Here is a 17,145-nt window from a genome sequence, read left to right as displayed (position 1 = left end):
CGGCGACCTGCTCGACCTACTCAACACAAAAATCCGAGCCGTACCGGGAGTGATATCCACCGAAACCTTGGTTTACCTGAAACTTGTTAAGCAACAATACGACTGGGGTACCAGGTAGCGAAACATGGCGTTGGTAGTCCGTGCGTAGCGCTGCGGCGGCAGGCTAAAGACTCCGACACATTTTCGTCACCGATTTGCCGCTCCGACAGGCGTAACGTCGGACTCAGGTCGGCTATCAACGATCGGAGTTGGCCATGGTCACACTGAGTTCCAGAGCCCGGCTTGTCGTGCTGGCTGGACTTGTCACTACTGCGTCCACCGTGGCGCTTGGTCCCGCAGCGGGCGCCGCACCACCGCCGGCCGTGGTGGCGTCGGGATCTGGATCTGGATCGTCTTGTGTGCCTGGAGTGATTCCGCTGAATCCGTACGTCGTCAACTGCAATCTACCCGCGCGGGGGAATCGCGTTGTTGGCGCGGCACCGGACGCCGGGGCAATAATCGCCTGCAGAAACCAGCCGGTGTGTCTTTCCTACTACGTGAACTATCCCGACGCCCTGGTCGTCCCCGGTTACCGCCCGTGAACTCAGCCACCGCGCTGAACTGACACTGTCGTCAACGACCCCAGCGGGTCGCTCCGCGATCTGCGGTGTCAGCAGCAGCGTTCGGTAGAGCCATCGAAACCTGTTGGCTGTCAGTGTGATCGAGCTCAGACGCCTCGACGGCGGCGCCTTGGGGTGCCTGCCTCAATCGATTACTGAGCCCACCAGATGGCCGATCGCGTAGGTGATCGCCAACGCCAGGACACCCCCGATGACATTGCGGAGTACGGCGCGGCCCTTGGGCGCTGCGCCCAATCCGGCCGACACCACCCCGGTGATCACCAGTGCCAACAGCACCGCCACGACGGTGACCGGAACTCTCCACGCCGTCGGAGGCACGAGGATTGCGATCAACGGCAACAGGGCACCGACGGTGAACGACAACGCCGAGGACAGCGCCGCCTGCCAGGGGTTGGTCAACTCTTCAGGATCGATGCCCAGCTCGACGTCGACGTGTGCAGCGAATGCATCGTGATCGGTCAACTCCTCGGCCACCGAACGGGCGGTGGCCACCGACAGACCCTTTGCTTCATACAATGCGGCAAGCTCGTCGAATTCGGCCGCCGGATCGTCGCTCAGCTCACGACGTTCCTTGTCCAACAGCGCCTTTTCGGTGTCCCGCTGGGTACTCACGGAGATGTACTCCCCCAACGCCATTGACACCGCTCCCGCGACTAGGCCAGCGACGCCCGCGGTGAGAATCGGCCCGCGTTCCACACTGGCGGCTGCCACCCCGACAACGATGCCGGCCGTGGAAACGATTCCATCGTTTGCGCCGAGCACGCCGGCACGCAGCCAGTTCAGCTTCGATGACACCGAGCCGACGTGGGGTTCGGCCGGATGAGACGGATTGGACACGGCCGAAAGGATATACACCGAATTCCGACGCGGCTAGCAATCGAAGGCTTACCAAACCGCCGGCGGAGTTCAGATCTCACCCACCTCCCGGGCACATCAACCCACCGACACACTCCCTCATTACGGGGGCAAGATCGCGGCGAACTTCTCGGCTATGCCCCATGGCACGTCAGCGGCACTGCTCCCAATGAATGGCGCGCGACCACAATCTATCCCGTGTTGCAACGACAGTCCCTGCGCTTCTGGTGGCTGATTCTGCCGTGGCCAGCCTGCGTTCGCCGACGTCACGCGTTGTTTTGCCGACCCTTCGCTCGCCTGAACCATCTCCGGCGCGCCGCTGCAGCCTCGCCGCCTGAATTCGAGTGGCCGGCGCACCACTGAGCAGCCGGCACGCCACGCCTAACGGCATCGACGTGCATCCCACAGCCCGACCAGGTGGTTTTCTCACAAACACGGCATTTCACAGCGCGACACATTGTCGGTCCTTAAGTTCGATGTGAATCGGGGTTCAGTCCAAGCTCACGAACAGCCACTCCGGCGCCACAGGCAACACTTCTGTCGGACCACCCCCTCCCGTTGACAGGGTCGCTGCAGTCACACAGCCCGGCGGCGATCACCGTAAATCCATGACAGTCCAACGCATTTAATGCGGCGCCAGCTGAGTGCAGCCCGATCCGCGTCGTACCGAGATGGCAGGTCGCCCATCTTCTCTTTATACCATACCCCCTATGGTATCTACCTGGTCCGCAAATGACCCCTCCGACTTGGCAGTCAATACCCCCATGGGTATGTTGAGTCAGAGATGACATCCCCTCGTCCGATGGGATCTGTCAGTACATCTGAGATAGGGCACAACGATGAAAATGCGGTCGCCATTCGGTTGGCTACAACAGTTCTGGGTGGTCGTGGTGGTCGTGATAGCCCTCCTACTCGGTGCGGCTGTGGTGGGCCGTCTACGCACCTTCTTCGACTCCGACCTGCCGTTCGTGGCGGGATCGGAGCACCTAGACGCCATCGCGCCGATCAACACCAAGCAGGTGACCTACGAAATTGTCGGGCCGCAAACGACCGCGGGACGGGTGAGCTACCTCGATGCCAAAGGCAAGACGCAGGAGGCGGGTTTCACGAACCTGCCCTGGTCGGTGACGATAGCCACCACCGATCCCGGGATCTTGGCCAACGTGGTCGCCCAAGGCGATAGCGGATCTCTCGGTTGCCGGATCCTTGTCAACGACAAGGTGGTAGCCGAGCAGCATGCAGAGGGCCGTGCCGCCCAAGCCTTCTGTCTGGACAAATCCGCATGAGTGCCAACGCCACGCATTCGTTCGTCCCCCGCTCGATCCGGATGGCCGCAGTCCCGATCATCGTGATCTGGGTCGCGATCACCGCTGGCCTGAATCTGCTACTCCCGCAGGTCGAATCGGTCAGCAAACACAACGCGGTGTCGATGTCACCACAGGACGCACCGTCTGTCATCGCCGCCAAGAAGATGGGCGCGAAGTTCCAGGAGTCCACCTCCGACAGCATCGCGATGGTGGTGCTCACGAGCGACCAACCGCTCGGCGACGCTGCGCACCGGTATTACGACACACTGATCAGTAATTTCCAACGCGACGCCAAACATGTCGAGCATGTCCAGAATTTCTGGGGCGACCTGATCACCGCCGCGGGGGTGCAGAGCAGTGATGGTAAGGCCGCCTACGTCCAACTCAACCTGGCCGGCGATCAGGGCAGCACCCTGGGGAACGAGTCAGTGGAAGCGGTGCGTGGAATCGTCGACCGCACAACGCCACCGGCTGACCTGCACGTCTACGTCACCGGTCCCGCACCCCTGACCACGGACTCACTCGAGACCGGCGACAAGAGCATGGTCCAGATGACCGTGGTCACCATGGTGGTCATCACGATCATGCTGCTGTTGGTGTACCGGTCGCTCAGCACAGTGCTGCTCATCTTGGCCGTCGTCGGCATCGAGATGGGGTCGGCACGCGGTGCGGTCGCCTTGCTCGGCCACTTCCGCATCATCGACTTCTCGACGTTCTCAGTTCCGTTGCTGACCGCCCTGGCGATCGCCGCCGGAACTGACTACGCGATCTTTCTCGTCGGCCGATACCAGGAGGCTCGGCAGAACGGAGAAGACACTGAATCCGCCTACTACAGCGCATTTCACGGCGTCGCCCATGTGATCCTGGGCTCGGGGCTCACCATCGCCGGTGCCATGTTGTGTCTTCGATTGACGCGGCTGGCCTATTTCAAGTCACTGGCCTTTCCGTCGGCGATCGCCTTGATCATGGTCGTCGCGGCGTCACTGACCGTCGCCCCGGCCATTGTCGTGGTGGCCAGCCGGTTCGGCCTGCTGGACCCGAAGCGCAAGTTGAAAACCAAGGGGTGGCGACGGATCGGTACGGCGACCGTCCGCTGGCCGAAACCGATCCTCGCCGTGACCACTGCCGTCATCATTCTCGGCATCCTTGCCACGATCGGCTATAAAACCAGCTATAACGATCGCCACTACCTACCCGACGACGTCCCGTCGAACATCGGATACGCCGCAGCCGAAAAGCATTTCAGTGCAGCACGCCTCAACCCCGACATCCTGATGGTCGAATCCGATCATGATATGCGTAATCCCACCGACATGATCGTGCTCGACCGGATTGCCAAGTCGCTTTTCCGAATCCGTGGTATCGCCACGGTGCAGAGCATCACCCGGCCGCTCGGCTCGCCGATCGCGCACAGTTCCATCCCCTATCAAGTCAGCATGCAATCGGTACCCATCACCCAGAACCTGCAGTTCCTGAAACTGCGGGTGGGCGATATCGGCACGATGTCTAACCGATTGGGCGCGATGATCACGTCCATGGACCAGATGTACAACCTGATGCAGCAGTTGTCCGACGCCACTCACCGCACTGTCGACACCACTCACCGCGGGGTCGACGACGCCAACACACTCAAAGCGTCACTCGATGCGATACGCGATCATCTGGCCGACTTCGATGACGAGGTTCGTCCGATTCGCAACTACTTCTATTGGGAACCAAACTGTTTAAACACTCCCGCCTGCTCGGGTGTCCGGTCGGCGTTCGACGCCATCGATGGTGTCAATGGACTCAGTGACACCATGTCCACCCTGCTCAAGGACATGACCGAGCTGACAAGCGGTATGGACACCATCGACGCGCTGACTCCGCAGCTGGTCGCGCAGTTCCCGCCGATCATCGCGACGGCGACCACTATGCAACAGACACTGCAGACCATCCACACCAGCTTCAGCGGGCTCATCGACCAAATGCAGCAGATGACCGATACCGCCACCGCGATGGGTGAGTCCTTCGACGCATCCAAAGCCGACGACTACTTTTATCTGCCGCCAGAAGTGTTCGCCAACCCCGACTTCCAAAAGGGACTCAAGCTGTTCCTATCCCCAGACGGCAAGGCAGCGCGGCTGATCATCATCCACGATGTTGATCCAGCTACCGAGCAGGGCATTTCGACGGTGGACGACGAACTCGTGGCCGCACACGAGGCGGTCAAGGGTACCTCCCTTGCCAAGGCCGACATGAGCCTGGCAGGCACAGCCGCAACGTACCGAGATATCCAGTCGGGTGCAAAATACGACACCATGATCGCCGCGTTCGCTGCGCTCACACTCATCTTCGTGGTCATGCTGATCATCACCCGGGCGCTCGTCGCGTCGCTGGTGATCGTCGGCACCATCGTGATGTCGCTCGGCGCCGCATTCGGCGTGTCGGTGCTGGTATGGGAACGAGTTGTGGGTATCGAGCTGAACTGGATTGTGCTCGCCTTCGCGGTGATCATCCTGATGGCTGTCGGCAGTGACTACAACCTGCTGCTCGTATCCCGCTTCAGGGAGGAGATCGGCGCCGGCATCAACACCGGGATCATCCGGTCCATGGGCAGCACCGGCAGCGTCGTGACCGCCGCCGGCCTTGTGTTCGCCTTCACCATGGGGTCCATGGTCTCTGGTGCCCTGCTCAACGTCGGACAGGGCGGGGTGACCATCGGCATCGGCCTACTGCTGGACACCTTGATCGTGCGCACACTGATGACACCGTCCATCGCAGCTCTGCTCGGACCTTGGTTCTGGTGGCCGCTAAAGGTCCGCTCGCGGCCCGCCTACCGGCCGCGCAACGAGGTCGCCGCGGTAGCCCCTGCGTCACCGGACACGCCCGTCGTGCCCATGGAATCCGAGTGAAAGGTAGGTCGTGATGGACGTGGAAGAAGTCGATCCGGCAGGAGCGAAGGCGCTTATGGAACGATCCGGTGCCCTCCTGCTCGACATTCGCGAAGATGACGAGTGGGCGGCCTGGCATGCTCCCGGCGCCGTGCATGTAAGACTTCGCGACCTCGAAGCGCACACCCTCGACGCGGCCATGCCGGTTGTCGCGGTGTGCCGGTCGGGCAACCGATCAGGTGTGGCGGCAACGAAACTCGCGACATCGGAGGTTACGGTCTACAACGTGGTCGACGGGACGGCAGCATGGCAGGAGACCGGGCAACCCGCGCTTCGCAATGATGGCACGGCCGGCACCGTCACCTGATCGCGAAAGCTGCCACCGCCCCTTCCTTCTCGCCGCTGTCCGGGCATCCTGACGATAATCACTGGGATCTGACGACCGGCCCGCCAATCAACGAGCACTTGGCAACCGATGACTACGAACGCGAGCAGGTTATGAACGAAAAGACCATTTAGACAATAAGAATCGTCCTGCCGGCGACAAATGCCGACACCTTGTGAGGGATGAGGTTCTAGCCGATGAAGACGGTGTCGATGAGGACATAGACCGCCGCTGCGAAGACGAGGTAAGCGAACCAGTGTTGCAGCCGTCGAGTGTCGAGTTTGGTGCCGAGGTGACCGGCAATCAGCGAACCGAGGACGGCGGTGCCGACGAAAGCGGTCGTGACCGACCAGTCGATGCTGCCCGCACTGAGGTGTGAGATGACCCCGGCGGCCGAATTGGCGACGATGATGACCAACGATGTCCCGATTGCGATCGGCATCTCCACGCCGAGCATCAGCACCAGGGCTGGAATGATCAGGAAGCCGCCACCGACGCCGAAGAGTCCAGTGAGCAGACCGACGAGAAACCCTGCGGGGATGGACCTCGGGGCGCATCGGCGCCAGTTGATGCCGGAGTCGCCGACTTTGCATGCGGTGCCGGTGTCTTTGTTGTCCTGCAGCATTCGGATTCCGGCCACCACCATGACCACGGCGAAGCCGATCAGGAGGACCGGCTGCGGCAGGTGTTTGCCGATGGCAGTGCCGACAAAGGTGGCGGGAATGCCGGCGAGCGCGAAAATAGCGGCCAGCCGCCACTGGACCTGTCGAACACGAATCTTGGGCAGTGCGCCCACCGCCGATGCAGTACCGACCACGATCAGCGACATCGGAATGGCCTGCTGGATGCCCAGACCCAGCACGTAGACCAGCGCAGGAACAGCAAGGATGGACCCGCCACCGCCGAGGAGTCCCAGAAGTACTCCGATGACGGCGCCGAGGGCAAGCGCGATTACGGTGGTCATCAGTGTCCACTCCCCCGAATATCCCGCATATCAGGGGCTACGCTCACTGCTCGCGCGCGGTCTGCGACAGTGCTTCGATAGCAGCGCGTAACTTGGTTGACGCCTCGTCAGCGACCTCACGCAGGCCCGGCTGGTCGGCCACCTGAACCATGATCTCCGGATCAATTGCGTCGATGATCACCGCGCCGTCGTCATTCGGGTCCGACCGTACGACGACGTTGCACGGCAACAACAACCCTAGGTGCCGATCGACATTGACCGCTCGATGAGCAAGGGGCGGATTGCATGCCCCGAGAATGACGTAACTCTCCATGTCTTCACCAAGTTTGGCCTTTAGCGTGGTTTGCATGTCGATCTCGGTGAGAACTCCGAATCCCTGATCAGACAGGGCTTTTCGCGTCCGCTCAATTGCTACTTCAAATGGTGCGCGCAGTGTGACAGATATTGCCAGTGACATGTTCATTTCCCTTCTCGGGGTGCTGGATGCTGCACGCATATGCAACGTTGCGCAGCGGGCACCGACTGCATCACGTCATCGAGGTGCTCGCCGCAGCCGGCCCAGCCGGTCCTGTGGCAATTCGGACATTCTGCGGGGTAGCACATGGGATCTCCTTGACTGGTTCGGATTCGGATTCGGTCAAGCGCTCGCGGCAGCGAGCTTGGCGCGTACGTCTGCCATGTTGAGCTCGTTGACCCTGGTGATGAGATCTTCGAGGGCTGCACCGGGCATCGCGCCCGGCTGACGGTAGATGAGTATGCCGTCTCGGAAGGCCATGATCGTCGGGATCGAACTGATCTTCAGAGTGGCGGCCAGTTGCTGCTCGGCTTCGGTGTCAACCTTCGCGTGCACGACCTCCGGACGCGACTGAGCCGAACGGTCGAAGATCGGGGCGAACGCCCGGCACGGGCCGCACCACGATGCCCAAAAGTCGACCAGCACGATGGAGTTGTCGGCGATAGTCTTCTCGAAGTCGTCAGCGGATAGATTCTTGATGGCCATGATGATGTCCTTTTGTTGTGCCGCAATTAAATTGCTAGACGAGTCCCTTGAGCATGAGATTCCAGTACATGAGGGGGAGCCCGTATTTCTTGAGGTACCAGTACGACCGGTGCGGCGTCGTCGGGTCGAGCACTGGGAACGACGACTCCAGGTTGAAGTCGTAGTCGAACTCCGCCAGCAGCACCGCGTGCGATGAAGTGACGATCGGGCACGACGAGTAGCCGTCATACGATGCGCGCAGTGGCTGGCACTTCAGGAACGAATCGACGTTGTCGACGACGACGGGAGCCTGTTTCCGAATGGCGGCTCCGGTCTTCGAGTTCGGCGATGAGCCCGCGTCGCCGAGGCTGAACACATTCGGGTAGCGCACCTGTTGCAGGGTGCGCTTGTCGATGTCGACGTAGCCGTATGCATCGCCGGTCGATAGCGGGCTGGCCTTGATCCAGTCCGGTGCGGATTGCCTCGGCACGACGTGCAACATGTCGTACGGCAGCATCGCGCCGGTCCCACCCGCGGCAACGCTGGTGACGCTCACTTTGCGCGATGCTGCGTCCACGGCGGTCACCTCGGAGTTGGCGTGCAACGTGATGCCGTAGTCGGCGATGACCGCATCCAGGCTGTCGGCAATCGCTGGAATGCCGAAGGGCCGTGCCCCCGGCATCACCAGATGGATGTCGATCTCGGAGAGCACTCCCTGCGATCGCCAGTAGTCAGCGGCCAGATAGGCGATCTTCTGCGGAGCTCCCGCGCACTTGATCGCGCCGGAGGGAACAGTGAAAACTGCTGTGCCCGAACGCAGGTTGCGAATGAGGTCCCATGTCCGCGGCGCGAGATCGAACCGGTAGTTCGATGACACCCCGTCGTGGCCCAGCGCCTCCACGAGCCCCTCGGTACTAGCCCAGTCGAGTTGGATTCCCGGGCACACGACCAGCACGTCGTACTCGTAGGCCGCGCCGTCGGCGCAGGTCACCGTGTTGTGCTCGGGATCAAAGCCGTTGGCGGCGTTCTTGATCCAGTTGACTCCCTTGGGCATCACCGAGGATTCGGTGCGCTCGGTCGTCGAGGCCTCTGCCTGCCCACCACCGACAAGAGTCCACAGTGGCTGGTAGTAGTGCACGCTCGACGGCTCGATGACCGCAACGTCGGTGTAGCCCTTGCGTAGCATGCGGGCCGCGACGGTGATGCCGGCGGTTCCGCCACCGATGATAAGAATCTGATGCTTCGCTGTGCTGGTCACGGTATGTTCAGGCGTTCTGGTGTGCGTCGGCCCAGGCGCCGTAGCCGCCCAGGATGTCGCTGACGTCGGTGAAACCCTTCTGGCGCAACAAGCTCGCCGCGACCGACGATCGGTAACCGCCCGCGCAGTACACGACAGTCGGCACAGTGGCATCGAGCTCACCTAGCCGCGCGGGCAATTGGCCCACTGGGATCGGGATCGCGCGCGGGATGGTGCCGGCCTCGACTTTGCCCGGATTGCGGACATCGACGATCTGAAGGTTCTGGATGCGCGAGGCGCGTTCGTCGAAGGCCGTGGCCGTCAACCGCGACGCCACTGCGACGTCGTCGCGGTGATCGAGCATCTCCTGGTAGGGCTCGGGCAGGTAACCGATCACCCGGTCGAATCCAATCCGGGCCAGCCGGTTCTTACCTTCGAGCTGATAGCCGGGCTCGGTGAAAAGCACGATGTCGACATCGGACGGGAGCACCGAACCGGCGAACTCGGCGTAGCGGCCTTCGAGTCCGATGTTGATCGCGTGCCGCAGGTGGCCCTGGGCGAATTCCTCGGGAGTGCGTCCGTCGACGAGGACGGCGCCGTTGTCGATGGCGGCCTGGACTTGGTCATAGGTCATCGCGGCCGGCGTCTTGCTCTCGTCGAGCAGTCCGCGGTCCTTGCGGTTGAGGATCGCGTCATAGACGAAGTAACCGGGCGCCGGCGGCTGCCCCTCGGTGACGAGGTTCATGAACGTCCCTTTGTCGGGGGCCCGCAGCGCGTAATTCGTCGCTTTCTGCTCACCGATGGTCGACCACAGGTCGGTCGAGAGGTTCTTGCCGCACGCCGATCCTGCGCCGTGCGCGGGATACACCCGGGTCGCGTCGGGCAACGTCATCAGTTTGTCGTGCAGCGAGTCATAAAGCATGTCGGCGAGTTCCTCGCGGGTAAAACCGATCGAGGCCAGCAGGTCCGGGCGACCCACATCGCCGATGAACAAGGCGTCGCCGGTCAGCACGCCGAAGGGAACCTCGTCGTTGGCGTGCTCGTAGATCACGATGCTCATCGATTCCGGGGTATGTCCCGGCGTGTGGCGGAACTCCAATGTCACATCTCCGAGCGAATATCGCTCACCGTCGGCCACCCCCATCGATTCGAACTCGGTCTCGGCGACGCTGGAGTAGGCGATCTTCGCACCGGTAGCCTTGGCAAGTTCGAGGTGCCCGGAGAGGAAGTCCGCATGGAAGTGCGTCTCGATGACCAGTTCGATGGTCAGACCGCATTCCTTGGCATCGGCGACATACTCCGCGACATCGCGCTGCGGATCGACAACGACAGCGCGACCGGTCGTTTCATCACCGACCAGATAGGACGCGTGGGACAGGCAGTCCAGGTAGTACTGCTGGAAGATCATCGCTGACTTCTCTCTCTCGGCGCCTTGGGTAATGCCATTCTGACATATACCCCCATAGGTATGTATAGTACCCCCTGGGGTATATTTATTCCGGTCGCTCTAAATACCCTGCGGGGTATATGTGTCATGCCCTGACAGACTCCCGTTGGTACCAATCTCCCAAGAACTCTGTTCACCGCCGGCTCCACACGACGGACAACGGCGGAACTCGAGACCGCTTGGTCTGCCGCACTGGTCAACGCTCCGCGGCCACCGAGGACGTCGGCGTGACGTCGCGCTCAGTTCACCGGGCATATACCCCGGTGGGTACAGTGTTAACACTGCTACACAGACGGACGGAAGGGGATCCCGATGGTTGGAGACGAAGACAGCGTCGCCGCGGTTCTGAATCGACTACGGCGCGCCCAAGGACAACTGGCCGGGGTGATCTCGATGATCGAACAAGGCCGCGACTGTAAAGATGTCGTCACCCAACTCGCCGCGGTGTCCAGGGCACTGGACAGAGCCGGATTCAAGATCGTCGCCACCGGTATGCGGGAATGTCTCACCGGCGAGAGTTCCGATGGCAAAGAACCCTTGACCGAAGCCGAGTTGGAGAAGCTGTTCATGGCACTGGCCTGACAGGTCACCCCGCAGCTGGGATCGACAGCGTGAAAGTGGCCCCGCCGCCAGGGGTGTGCGCGACGCTGATCTCACCGCGGTGCGCGTGGGCGATCTCCCGAACGAGCGCCAGCCCGATGCCGTAACGCCGGGCACCGCCGGTCACGGTGTGCGCATGTCCGTGCGAGAACCGGTTGAACAAGGTGGCCATCGCGTCGGATGCTATCCCGACTCCGTCGTCCTGCACATCGATCACCGCACGGTCGCCCTGGCGCCGGACTCGTAGCGTGATCGTGCCGCCAGGGTGTTGGTGGACAAGTGCGTTATCGACAAGTGACGCGGTCGCGCGCCGCAGTGCCGAGGCCGATCCCAGGACGACGCAGCCGCTCCCCTCGGTGTGGTCTTCCACAACCAACCTCACTCCTGCCGATTCGGCATGCTGCGCCATCGTGTCGTGCACTGTGTCTGCCAGCTGTGACAGGTCGACGCGATCGCGGGGAGTGCCGTCCACCGTCATCGACGCCGAGGCCAGCAGGTCTTCGATCACCGCACCAAGAGCGCGGGTATCAGAAGCAAGGGCCTCGATCTCCGCTTTGGCGGCATGGGCGTCCCCGTCGTCGAAACGACGGCCGAGCATCTGAACCCGGGTGTGTAGGACAGTCAACGGCGCGCGAAGTTCGTGTGAGGCATCGGCGACGAATCTGCGCTGTAAGGCCAATGCCTCCGTCAATGGACGGATTGACCGCCTGGTGAGCAGAATGACCACCGCTACCGATGCCGCGATCCCCGCGAGCTCGGCGATCACCAACGACAGCAGCAGACGACTGCGGCCGGCTTCGTACGGACGCAGGTCAAGTAGCACGACCACCCTGCCTTCGGGCTTGTCGGCAACCAACCCGCGGTAGCGAGCACCCCCAATTACGTTGTCGAACAACCCTGTTGGCCGTCGCAGCAACTCCGCGGTGGGTAGGTCATCGGAGCTGGCTTCAACCTTGCCGGCACGGTCGCGCAGCACCAGCATGGTTCCGGGTGGAGGATCGGTGGCATCGTCGGCGGTCGACGCGACAGAGTTCAGTTCCGAAACGATCTGCTGGTTCTGGACGTGGGTGTCGACGAAGAACACCGCCGCTCCCACAATCAGCAACACCAGTGTCAGGGCGAGCGATGCCTGCAGCGCCGCGACCCGACCGGCGCGCCGGATCATCGCGAGGTCGCCGTCCGGCATCATCCGGGCCCGAGCCGATAGCCGGTACCGTGCACCGTTAGCACGACTCCTCTGCCGAGCTTGCGACGCAGATAGTGCACATAGGTATCGACGGCGCCGGTGGTGTCCGCACCTTCGAAGGCGATCTCCAGCAGTTGACCGCGGGTGAAGATCCTCTTGGGTGCGCTCATCAACGCCGCGAGCAGTGCCATCTCCCGCTCGGAGAGTTCGACCTCATGGTCGCCGGCCGCGCCCCGGCTGACCGTGCGGGTTATCCGGTCCAGGCACAATCCCCCGGCGCACAGCGTCGAACCGCCGGCTGGGCGTCTGACGAGAGCACGCACCCTGGCCAGCAACTCAGGTATCTCGAACGGCTTGACCAAATAGTCCTGCGCCCCGGAGTCGAGCCCTTCGACTCGGTCGGCAACTGAGCCCCGCGCGGTGAGCAGCAGCGCGGGAGTGGAAACGCCGCGGGACCGGAGCACGGCGACGAGGTCGGAACCGTCCATCACCGGAAGCCCCCGATCAATGATCATCGCGTCGTAAGTCCCGGTGAGAGCACTGTGCAGACCCTGTTGCCCGTCACCGGCGACGTCGGCCAGGTAGCCCTCGTCGGTAAACAGATCGGTGAGCATTGCGCTCAATGCACGGTCGTCTTCGACGATCAGCAACACCGGTGCTGATCGTCTCTCCGTCATTCAAAGAGCCTGCCATGCCAGTTCTGGGAAGGCTCAAAGAAACCGATGTCAGCATTCGGCACATGAACTCACCTCGATCGGGCTTCCGCCGGGCCGCCGCGGCGTCGTGGGCATTGGCCGGTATCGGTGTAGCCGGCGTCGCGGGCGCGTCATCCCTGGCTTATGCGGACACCCTCAAGCCTGCGCCGGAGGTTCCGATCGCGGTTGTGCCCGCGGACGTCGCGCCGCCTGCCGCCGCGGATCTGCCGCCGGTTCCCGCCGTGGCCACCCCAACCGTGGATCCGCCACCGGCACCTGTTCCGGTCACGACGGAGGCACCACCGCCCCCGCCGATCACCACCGAGGCGCCGGTCGAGCAGTACACGCCCAAGCAGACCTATGTGCAGGCTCCGGCCCCTGTCACGCACCAGACACAAGCACCAGCGCCCACCAAGGCGACAACCTCTTCGACCTCCTCGACGACCACGCGGCACGTCAACGTCCCGTCGACGGTGAATTCTCCGAACTACTCACCGCATGTCACGATCTCGCACGGCTCATGACCGTCTCGCACGAACGGCCCACCGAGCGCATGGCCGACACCGCAGAAGTTCATTGGCAGCGCTGGACGATGGACATGCAGATCATCGTCACCGAGCCTGATGCCATCGGCGCAGCCCGCCGGTGTGTCGATACCGAGCTCGACGCCGTCGAAGCTGCCGTGTCACGCTTTCGGCCGGACTCCGAAATCAACACCCTGGCAAGCTCATCCGGCCGGCCGACACAGGTCAGCGAGTTGCTCGCGGAGATGCTGTCTGCCGCGCTGCTGGCAGCGCGGCAGACCGACGGCGACGTCGACCCCACCATCGGTGCGGCCGTGATCGCACTCGGTTACGACCGCGATGTCACCGCGCTGGACTCGTCGGTTCCGCTGGCAACGACGGTCAGCCGACTGGCGACCTGGTCGATGGTCAGCTTCGACAACCGGACCGTGACGCTGCCGCCCGGCGTCGTGCTCGATCTCGGCGCCACGGCCAAGGCGCTGGCCGCGGATCGCTGCGCGGCGCGGGTCCACGCTGCCACCGGAGCCGGCGTGCTGATCAACCTCGGCGGCGACATCGCCACCGCCGGATCGGCACCCGCGGGCGGCTGGCAGGTGCTGGTCCAGGACGGCGACGACGAGCCGGCGTCGTTGGTAGTGCTGTCCTCCGGGGCAGCCATGGCGACATCGAGCACAGTGCGCCGCAGCTGGTGCCGGGGCGGGCAGCTGCTGCATCACGTCCTGGATCCACGGACCGGTCAGTCGGCAGATCCTGTGTGGCGAACGGTGACCGTCGCGGCGGCGAGTTGTTTCGCCGCCAATACCGTCAGCACGGCTGCGATCATCCGCGGCTGGCGGGCACTGAATTGGATTCGTGCACAAGGCATTGCCGCCCGCCTGGTGGACAGTGACCGGATTGTGCACACCATCGGCGGCTGGCCGAACGACGACACCTGCAGGGCACGATGACCAGCGAAGCGCTGTGGGCGCTGGGTCGCGGCACCGGGATCACCGCACTCGGCTTCCTCACCATCTCGCTGGCGTTGGGTATCGCCACCCGCTCCGGCCGTCCGTTGCTGGTGCTGCCGAGGTTCGCGGTGGCGGACGTCCACCGATTCGCGGCGCTGGCCGGGACGTTGCTGGTGGCGCTGCACCTCGCCCTGCTCTTCGCCGACCCCTACGCCCAGCTGCGGCTCGTCGACTTCGTCGTACCGTTCGTCGGGACATACCGACCGCTGTGGCAGGGCCTGGGGACGCTGGCCTTCGACCTGCTCCTCGTCGTGATCGTCACCAGCCTGCTCCGGCACCGTCTGGGACTGCGCGTCTTCCGCGTCGTGCACTGGGCCGCGTACGCACTCTGGCCGATCGCCCTGGCACACGGACTCGGCAACGGAACCGATTCGGGGCGCGTCTGGTTCGTGGTGTACGCCGGCTGCTGCGTGTTGACAGTGGCCGCAGTGCTTGCCTGGCGGCTGCATTCCAACTACACCGAATACGCCGGCGCACGAATCGCTGGGCGCTCATGACCGCCCAGCGCCTGCTCACCGGGCCCGGACCCCGCCTGCACGATCACCTGCAACGGTACGGCGAGCTACCCGCGCCGACCGCCACAGCGCTGGCCGATTGTCTGACCGAAGCGGGGCTGACCGGTCGCGGCGGCGCCGGCTTTCCCACCGGCCGCAAGATCGCCTCTGTCACAGGTCGTAAACCGGTGGTCATCGGCAATGGCGCCGAAGGAGAACCACTGAGTTCGAAGGATGCCACCCTGCTCGCACGGGCACCACACCTCGTACTCGACGGGTTGAGTGTGGCAGCAACGGCGGTTGCCGCGGACTCAGTGGTGATCTACGTTCCTCAGCGCGCGATGGCGGCCGTTGAGATCGCCCTCGCCGAGCGGGTTGCGGCGAAGACGGATCGGCACCGCATCACCGCGGTCGACGCTCCCGACCGGTTCGTCGCGGGGGAAGAATCGGCGGTCGTCAGGCGAATCGAGGGTGGCCCTGCGTCCCCCCGCGACCGGACGGTGCTGACCACCACATCGGGGGTTCGGGGGCGGCCGACTCTGCTCAACAATGTGGAGACTCTCGCCCACATCGGCCTCATCGCCCGCTACGGTCCGGCCTGGTTTCGCTCTGTCGGTGACGGCGCAGAGCCGGGCACCATGTTGGTCACCCTGTCGGGCGCAGGGACGCGGCCCGGGGTGGCCGAGGTACCCACCGGATCGCGGCTGACCGACGTCCTGACGATCGCCGGACATACCGACCTCCGCACGGTGCGAGCAGTCCTGCTCGGTGGGTATCACGGCAGCTGGATACCTTCCCGCGCAGTGGGCGCACGGCTGTCGCGCGCTGGACTCGCAGCGCTCGGAGCGACTCCGGGCGCAGGCGTCATCCACGTCCTCGGAAGCGGCGAGTGCGGGCTTGAGCGCACTGCCGAAATCGCGTCCTACCTGGCCGACCAGAGTGCGCGTCAGTGCGGCCCGTGCCTCAACGGACTGCCCCGCCTCGCGCAGCTCCTCGATCAACTCGCATACGGACGGGTCGACGACCTCCTCATCGAAGAGATCCGGCGAACCATCGGCCTGGTGGACGGCCGCGGCTCATGTCGCCATCCGGACGGGACGGCACGCCTGGTGCGAACTGCGCTCTCCGTATTCGAAAGCGACATCGCCCAGCACCGCCACGGACGCTGCGCTGCGCTGCTGTCCAACGCTCGGCGCGAAGTGCAGGGATCACGGTGACGGGATCAGCTTCGCGGTTGCACATCGACTGGACTCGTTGCGACGGCCGCGGACTCTGCACCGAACTGCTCCCACGCCTGCTAGACCGCGACGACTGGGGATATCCCCTGGCTCGCGACGGTTCACGTGAACCTTCGGTGCCCGCGCGCACGCTCGCCGACGCACGCCGCGCCGTCGCCCGGTGCCCGCGACTCGCGCTGTCCCTGACCAGTGGGATCCGATAGCCGGCGATGAGGCCGGCTCGATTGTTCGATCAACGAAAGATATTGAGGAATAACGCATGTCGACGATCAACGGGCTACCGGCTCACATCCTGCTGGTGCACTTCATCGTGGTACTGGCACCACTGACCGCTACTCTCGCGATTGTCTGCGCCCTGTGGGACGCAGCGCGTAAGCGCCTGATCTGGTTGGTACTCGCACTGGCGGTCATCACCCTCATCCTCACTCCGCTGACCACCGACGCCGGCGAGTGGCTGGAGAAGCGCGAGGACAGGTCTCCGGTGCTACATGCCCACACACACCTCGGCGACACGATGCTGTACTTCGCCATCGCCTTGGTGGCCGCGGCAGCGCTCCTGGCGTTCATCCATGTACGTGAGACGCGCGACAAGTCGGTGAAACCCGTTGCGCACTGGGTGATTGCGGCTCTGGTGATCATCGTGAGCCTCGCGACCACAGTGCAGGTCTACCGGATCGGCGATTCCGGTGCGAAAGCATCATGGGGAGACCTTGCAGCCGCCAACCCGTGACTCC

The 17,145-nt window shown here is 63.5% G+C and carries 20 protein-coding genes and 1 pseudogene; 11 read left to right on the top strand and 10 right to left on the bottom strand.

All coding sequences use genetic code 11. From position 1 onward, the window contains the following. Positions 1–118, top strand: a pseudogene (locus tag H7J73_RS27065) (AsnC family transcriptional regulator); the annotation flags it as partial. 625 nt (positions 119–743) lie between these two features. Here the strand turns inward: H7J73_RS27065 and H7J73_RS27055 are convergent. Together H7J73_RS27055 and H7J73_RS34075 are read right to left on the bottom strand one after the other, a co-directional pair. Beyond that, entirely contained in the window at positions 744–1,457 is a 714-nt protein-coding gene (locus H7J73_RS27055) for a VIT1/CCC1 transporter family protein (RefSeq protein ID WP_264070877.1), read from the bottom strand. A gap of 284 nt (positions 1,458–1,741) precedes the next feature. Beyond that, complete coding sequence (locus tag H7J73_RS34075) at positions 1,742–1,933, bottom strand: DUF8730 family Cys-rich protein (RefSeq protein ID WP_264070876.1); 192 nt, start codon at positions 1,931–1,933, stop codon at positions 1,742–1,744. Positions 1,934–2,320: 387 nt separating this feature from the next. Between H7J73_RS34075 and H7J73_RS27045 the strand changes: the two genes are divergently transcribed. The 3 genes from H7J73_RS27045 to H7J73_RS27035 are packed head-to-tail and all read left to right on the top strand — an operon-like array spanning position 2,321 to position 6,022. Further along, positions 2,321–2,761, top strand: a complete 441-nt coding sequence (locus H7J73_RS27045) for an MmpS family transport accessory protein (RefSeq protein WP_264070875.1) — start codon at positions 2,321–2,323, stop codon at positions 2,759–2,761. Continuing rightward, the gene (locus H7J73_RS27040; protein ID WP_264070874.1) at positions 2,758–5,676 is read left to right on the top strand and encodes an MMPL/RND family transporter; all 2,919 of its coding nucleotides are present in this window, start codon (positions 2,758–2,760) and stop codon (positions 5,674–5,676) included. Before H7J73_RS27045 ends, H7J73_RS27040 begins: the two co-directional genes overlap by 4 nt. Before the next feature lie 13 nt (positions 5,677–5,689). Further along, positions 5,690–6,022: a rhodanese-like domain-containing protein gene (locus H7J73_RS27035; protein WP_264070873.1), complete on the top strand. Its 333-nt coding sequence runs from the start codon at positions 5,690–5,692 to the stop codon at positions 6,020–6,022. A gap of 208 nt (positions 6,023–6,230) precedes the next feature. On the opposite strand, the gene H7J73_RS27030 is transcribed toward H7J73_RS27035, so the two are convergent. Genes H7J73_RS27030 through H7J73_RS27010 form a run of 6 tightly spaced genes read right to left on the bottom strand, consistent with a single transcriptional unit; the run spans position 6,231 to position 10,628 of the window. After that, positions 6,231–7,004 (bottom strand): sulfite exporter TauE/SafE family protein, encoded by a 774-nt coding sequence (locus H7J73_RS27030; protein ID WP_264070872.1) that lies wholly within the window; start codon positions 7,002–7,004, stop codon positions 6,231–6,233. Positions 7,005–7,047: 43 nt separating this feature from the next. Next, positions 7,048–7,461, bottom strand: coding sequence for a DUF302 domain-containing protein (locus H7J73_RS27025; RefSeq protein WP_264070871.1), 414 nt, complete (start codon positions 7,459–7,461; stop codon positions 7,048–7,050). Positions 7,462–7,463: 2 nt separating this feature from the next. Next, on the bottom strand, positions 7,464–7,607 hold the full coding sequence (locus H7J73_RS34070) for a DUF8730 family Cys-rich protein (RefSeq protein WP_494337799.1): 144 nt from the start codon (positions 7,605–7,607) through the stop codon (positions 7,464–7,466). 34 nt (positions 7,608–7,641) lie between these two features. After that, entirely contained in the window at positions 7,642–8,004 is a 363-nt protein-coding gene (gene trxA, locus H7J73_RS27020; RefSeq protein WP_264070870.1) for a thioredoxin, read from the bottom strand. A gap of 34 nt (positions 8,005–8,038) precedes the next feature. Further along, a complete protein-coding gene (locus H7J73_RS27015) occupies positions 8,039–9,241 on the bottom strand; it encodes an NAD(P)/FAD-dependent oxidoreductase (protein WP_264070869.1) in 1,203 nt (400 codons plus the stop codon). A gap of 7 nt (positions 9,242–9,248) precedes the next feature. After that, on the bottom strand, positions 9,249–10,628 hold the full coding sequence (locus H7J73_RS27010; protein WP_264070868.1) for an MBL fold metallo-hydrolase: 1,380 nt from the start codon (positions 10,626–10,628) through the stop codon (positions 9,249–9,251). Positions 10,629–10,979: 351 nt separating this feature from the next. On the opposite strand from H7J73_RS27010, the gene H7J73_RS27005 reads away from it, so the two are divergent. After that, on the top strand, positions 10,980–11,249 hold the full coding sequence (locus H7J73_RS27005) for a metal-sensitive transcriptional regulator (protein WP_264070867.1): 270 nt from the start codon (positions 10,980–10,982) through the stop codon (positions 11,247–11,249). 4 nt (positions 11,250–11,253) lie between these two features. On the opposite strand, the gene H7J73_RS27000 is transcribed toward H7J73_RS27005, so the two are convergent. Both H7J73_RS27000 and H7J73_RS26995 read right to left on the bottom strand, forming a co-directional pair. Beyond that, a complete protein-coding gene (locus H7J73_RS27000) occupies positions 11,254–12,453 on the bottom strand; it encodes a sensor histidine kinase (protein ID WP_264070866.1) in 1,200 nt (399 codons plus the stop codon). Next, positions 12,453–13,130, bottom strand: coding sequence for a response regulator transcription factor (locus H7J73_RS26995; protein WP_264070865.1), 678 nt, complete (start codon positions 13,128–13,130; stop codon positions 12,453–12,455). The genes H7J73_RS27000 and H7J73_RS26995 overlap by 1 nt, the downstream gene beginning before the upstream one ends. Positions 13,131–13,192: 62 nt before the next feature. Here H7J73_RS26995 and H7J73_RS26990 point away from each other — a divergent pair, with 62 nt between their 5' ends. The 6 genes from H7J73_RS26990 to H7J73_RS26965 are packed head-to-tail and all read left to right on the top strand — an operon-like array spanning position 13,193 to position 17,141. After that, positions 13,193–13,672: a hypothetical protein gene (locus H7J73_RS26990; RefSeq protein WP_264070864.1), complete on the top strand. Its 480-nt coding sequence runs from the start codon at positions 13,193–13,195 to the stop codon at positions 13,670–13,672. Then, entirely contained in the window at positions 13,669–14,619 is a 951-nt protein-coding gene (locus H7J73_RS26985; RefSeq protein WP_264070863.1) for an FAD:protein FMN transferase, read from the top strand. Before H7J73_RS26990 ends, H7J73_RS26985 begins: the two co-directional genes overlap by 4 nt. Next, complete coding sequence (locus tag H7J73_RS26980) at positions 14,616–15,176, top strand: ferric reductase-like transmembrane domain-containing protein (protein ID WP_264070862.1); 561 nt, start codon at positions 14,616–14,618, stop codon at positions 15,174–15,176. The genes H7J73_RS26985 and H7J73_RS26980 overlap by 4 nt, the downstream gene beginning before the upstream one ends. Then, positions 15,173–16,390, top strand: coding sequence for an NADH-ubiquinone oxidoreductase-F iron-sulfur binding region domain-containing protein (locus H7J73_RS26975; protein ID WP_264070861.1), 1,218 nt, complete (start codon positions 15,173–15,175; stop codon positions 16,388–16,390). Before H7J73_RS26980 ends, H7J73_RS26975 begins: the two co-directional genes overlap by 4 nt. Beyond that, a complete protein-coding gene (locus H7J73_RS26970; protein WP_264070860.1) occupies positions 16,387–16,614 on the top strand; it encodes a ferredoxin in 228 nt (75 codons plus the stop codon). Before H7J73_RS26975 ends, H7J73_RS26970 begins: the two co-directional genes overlap by 4 nt. Before the next feature lie 56 nt (positions 16,615–16,670). Continuing rightward, the gene (locus H7J73_RS26965; RefSeq protein ID WP_264070859.1) at positions 16,671–17,141 is read left to right on the top strand and encodes a DUF2231 domain-containing protein; all 471 of its coding nucleotides are present in this window, start codon (positions 16,671–16,673) and stop codon (positions 17,139–17,141) included. Positions 17,142–17,145 lie beyond the last annotated feature (4 nt).

Source organism: Mycolicibacterium komossense (assembly GCF_025822605.1).
Classification (GTDB): domain Bacteria; phylum Actinomycetota; class Actinomycetes; order Mycobacteriales; family Mycobacteriaceae; genus Mycobacterium; species Mycobacterium komossense.
The sequence above is the reverse complement of the archived record's forward strand: the minus strand, read 5'-3'. Positions and strand labels throughout refer to the sequence as shown.

Coding starts and splice junctions, on each gene's coding strand:
- H7J73_RS34075 (WP_264070876.1), bottom strand. CDS start 1,933: ATGTGTCGCGCTGTGAAATGCCGTGTTTGTGAGAAAACCACCTGGTCG.
- H7J73_RS27045 (WP_264070875.1), top strand. CDS start 2,321: ATGCGGTCGCCATTCGGTTGGCTACAACAGTTCTGGGTGGTCGTGGTG.
- H7J73_RS27040 (WP_264070874.1), top strand. CDS start 2,758: ATGAGTGCCAACGCCACGCATTCGTTCGTCCCCCGCTCGATCCGGATG.
- H7J73_RS27035 (WP_264070873.1), top strand. CDS start 5,690: ATGGACGTGGAAGAAGTCGATCCGGCAGGAGCGAAGGCGCTTATGGAA.
- H7J73_RS27030 (WP_264070872.1), bottom strand. CDS start 7,004: ATGACCACCGTAATCGCGCTTGCCCTCGGCGCCGTCATCGGAGTACTT.
- H7J73_RS27025 (WP_264070871.1), bottom strand. CDS start 7,461: ATGTCACTGGCAATATCTGTCACACTGCGCGCACCATTTGAAGTAGCA.
- H7J73_RS34070 (WP_494337799.1), bottom strand. CDS start 7,607: ATGTGCTACCCCGCAGAATGTCCGAATTGCCACAGGACCGGCTGGGCC.
- trxA (WP_264070870.1), bottom strand. CDS start 8,004: ATGGCCATCAAGAATCTATCCGCTGACGACTTCGAGAAGACTATCGCC.
- H7J73_RS27010 (WP_264070868.1), bottom strand. CDS start 10,628: ATGATCTTCCAGCAGTACTACCTGGACTGCCTGTCCCACGCGTCCTAT.
- H7J73_RS27005 (WP_264070867.1), top strand. CDS start 10,980: ATGGTTGGAGACGAAGACAGCGTCGCCGCGGTTCTGAATCGACTACGG.
- H7J73_RS27000 (WP_264070866.1), bottom strand. CDS start 12,453: ATGCCGGACGGCGACCTCGCGATGATCCGGCGCGCCGGTCGGGTCGCG.
- H7J73_RS26995 (WP_264070865.1), bottom strand. CDS start 13,130: ATGACGGAGAGACGATCAGCACCGGTGTTGCTGATCGTCGAAGACGAC.
- H7J73_RS26990 (WP_264070864.1), top strand. CDS start 13,193: ATGAACTCACCTCGATCGGGCTTCCGCCGGGCCGCCGCGGCGTCGTGG.
- H7J73_RS26985 (WP_264070863.1), top strand. CDS start 13,669: ATGACCGTCTCGCACGAACGGCCCACCGAGCGCATGGCCGACACCGCA.
- H7J73_RS26980 (WP_264070862.1), top strand. CDS start 14,616: ATGACCAGCGAAGCGCTGTGGGCGCTGGGTCGCGGCACCGGGATCACC.
- H7J73_RS26975 (WP_264070861.1), top strand. CDS start 15,173: ATGACCGCCCAGCGCCTGCTCACCGGGCCCGGACCCCGCCTGCACGAT.
- H7J73_RS26965 (WP_264070859.1), top strand. CDS start 16,671: ATGTCGACGATCAACGGGCTACCGGCTCACATCCTGCTGGTGCACTTC.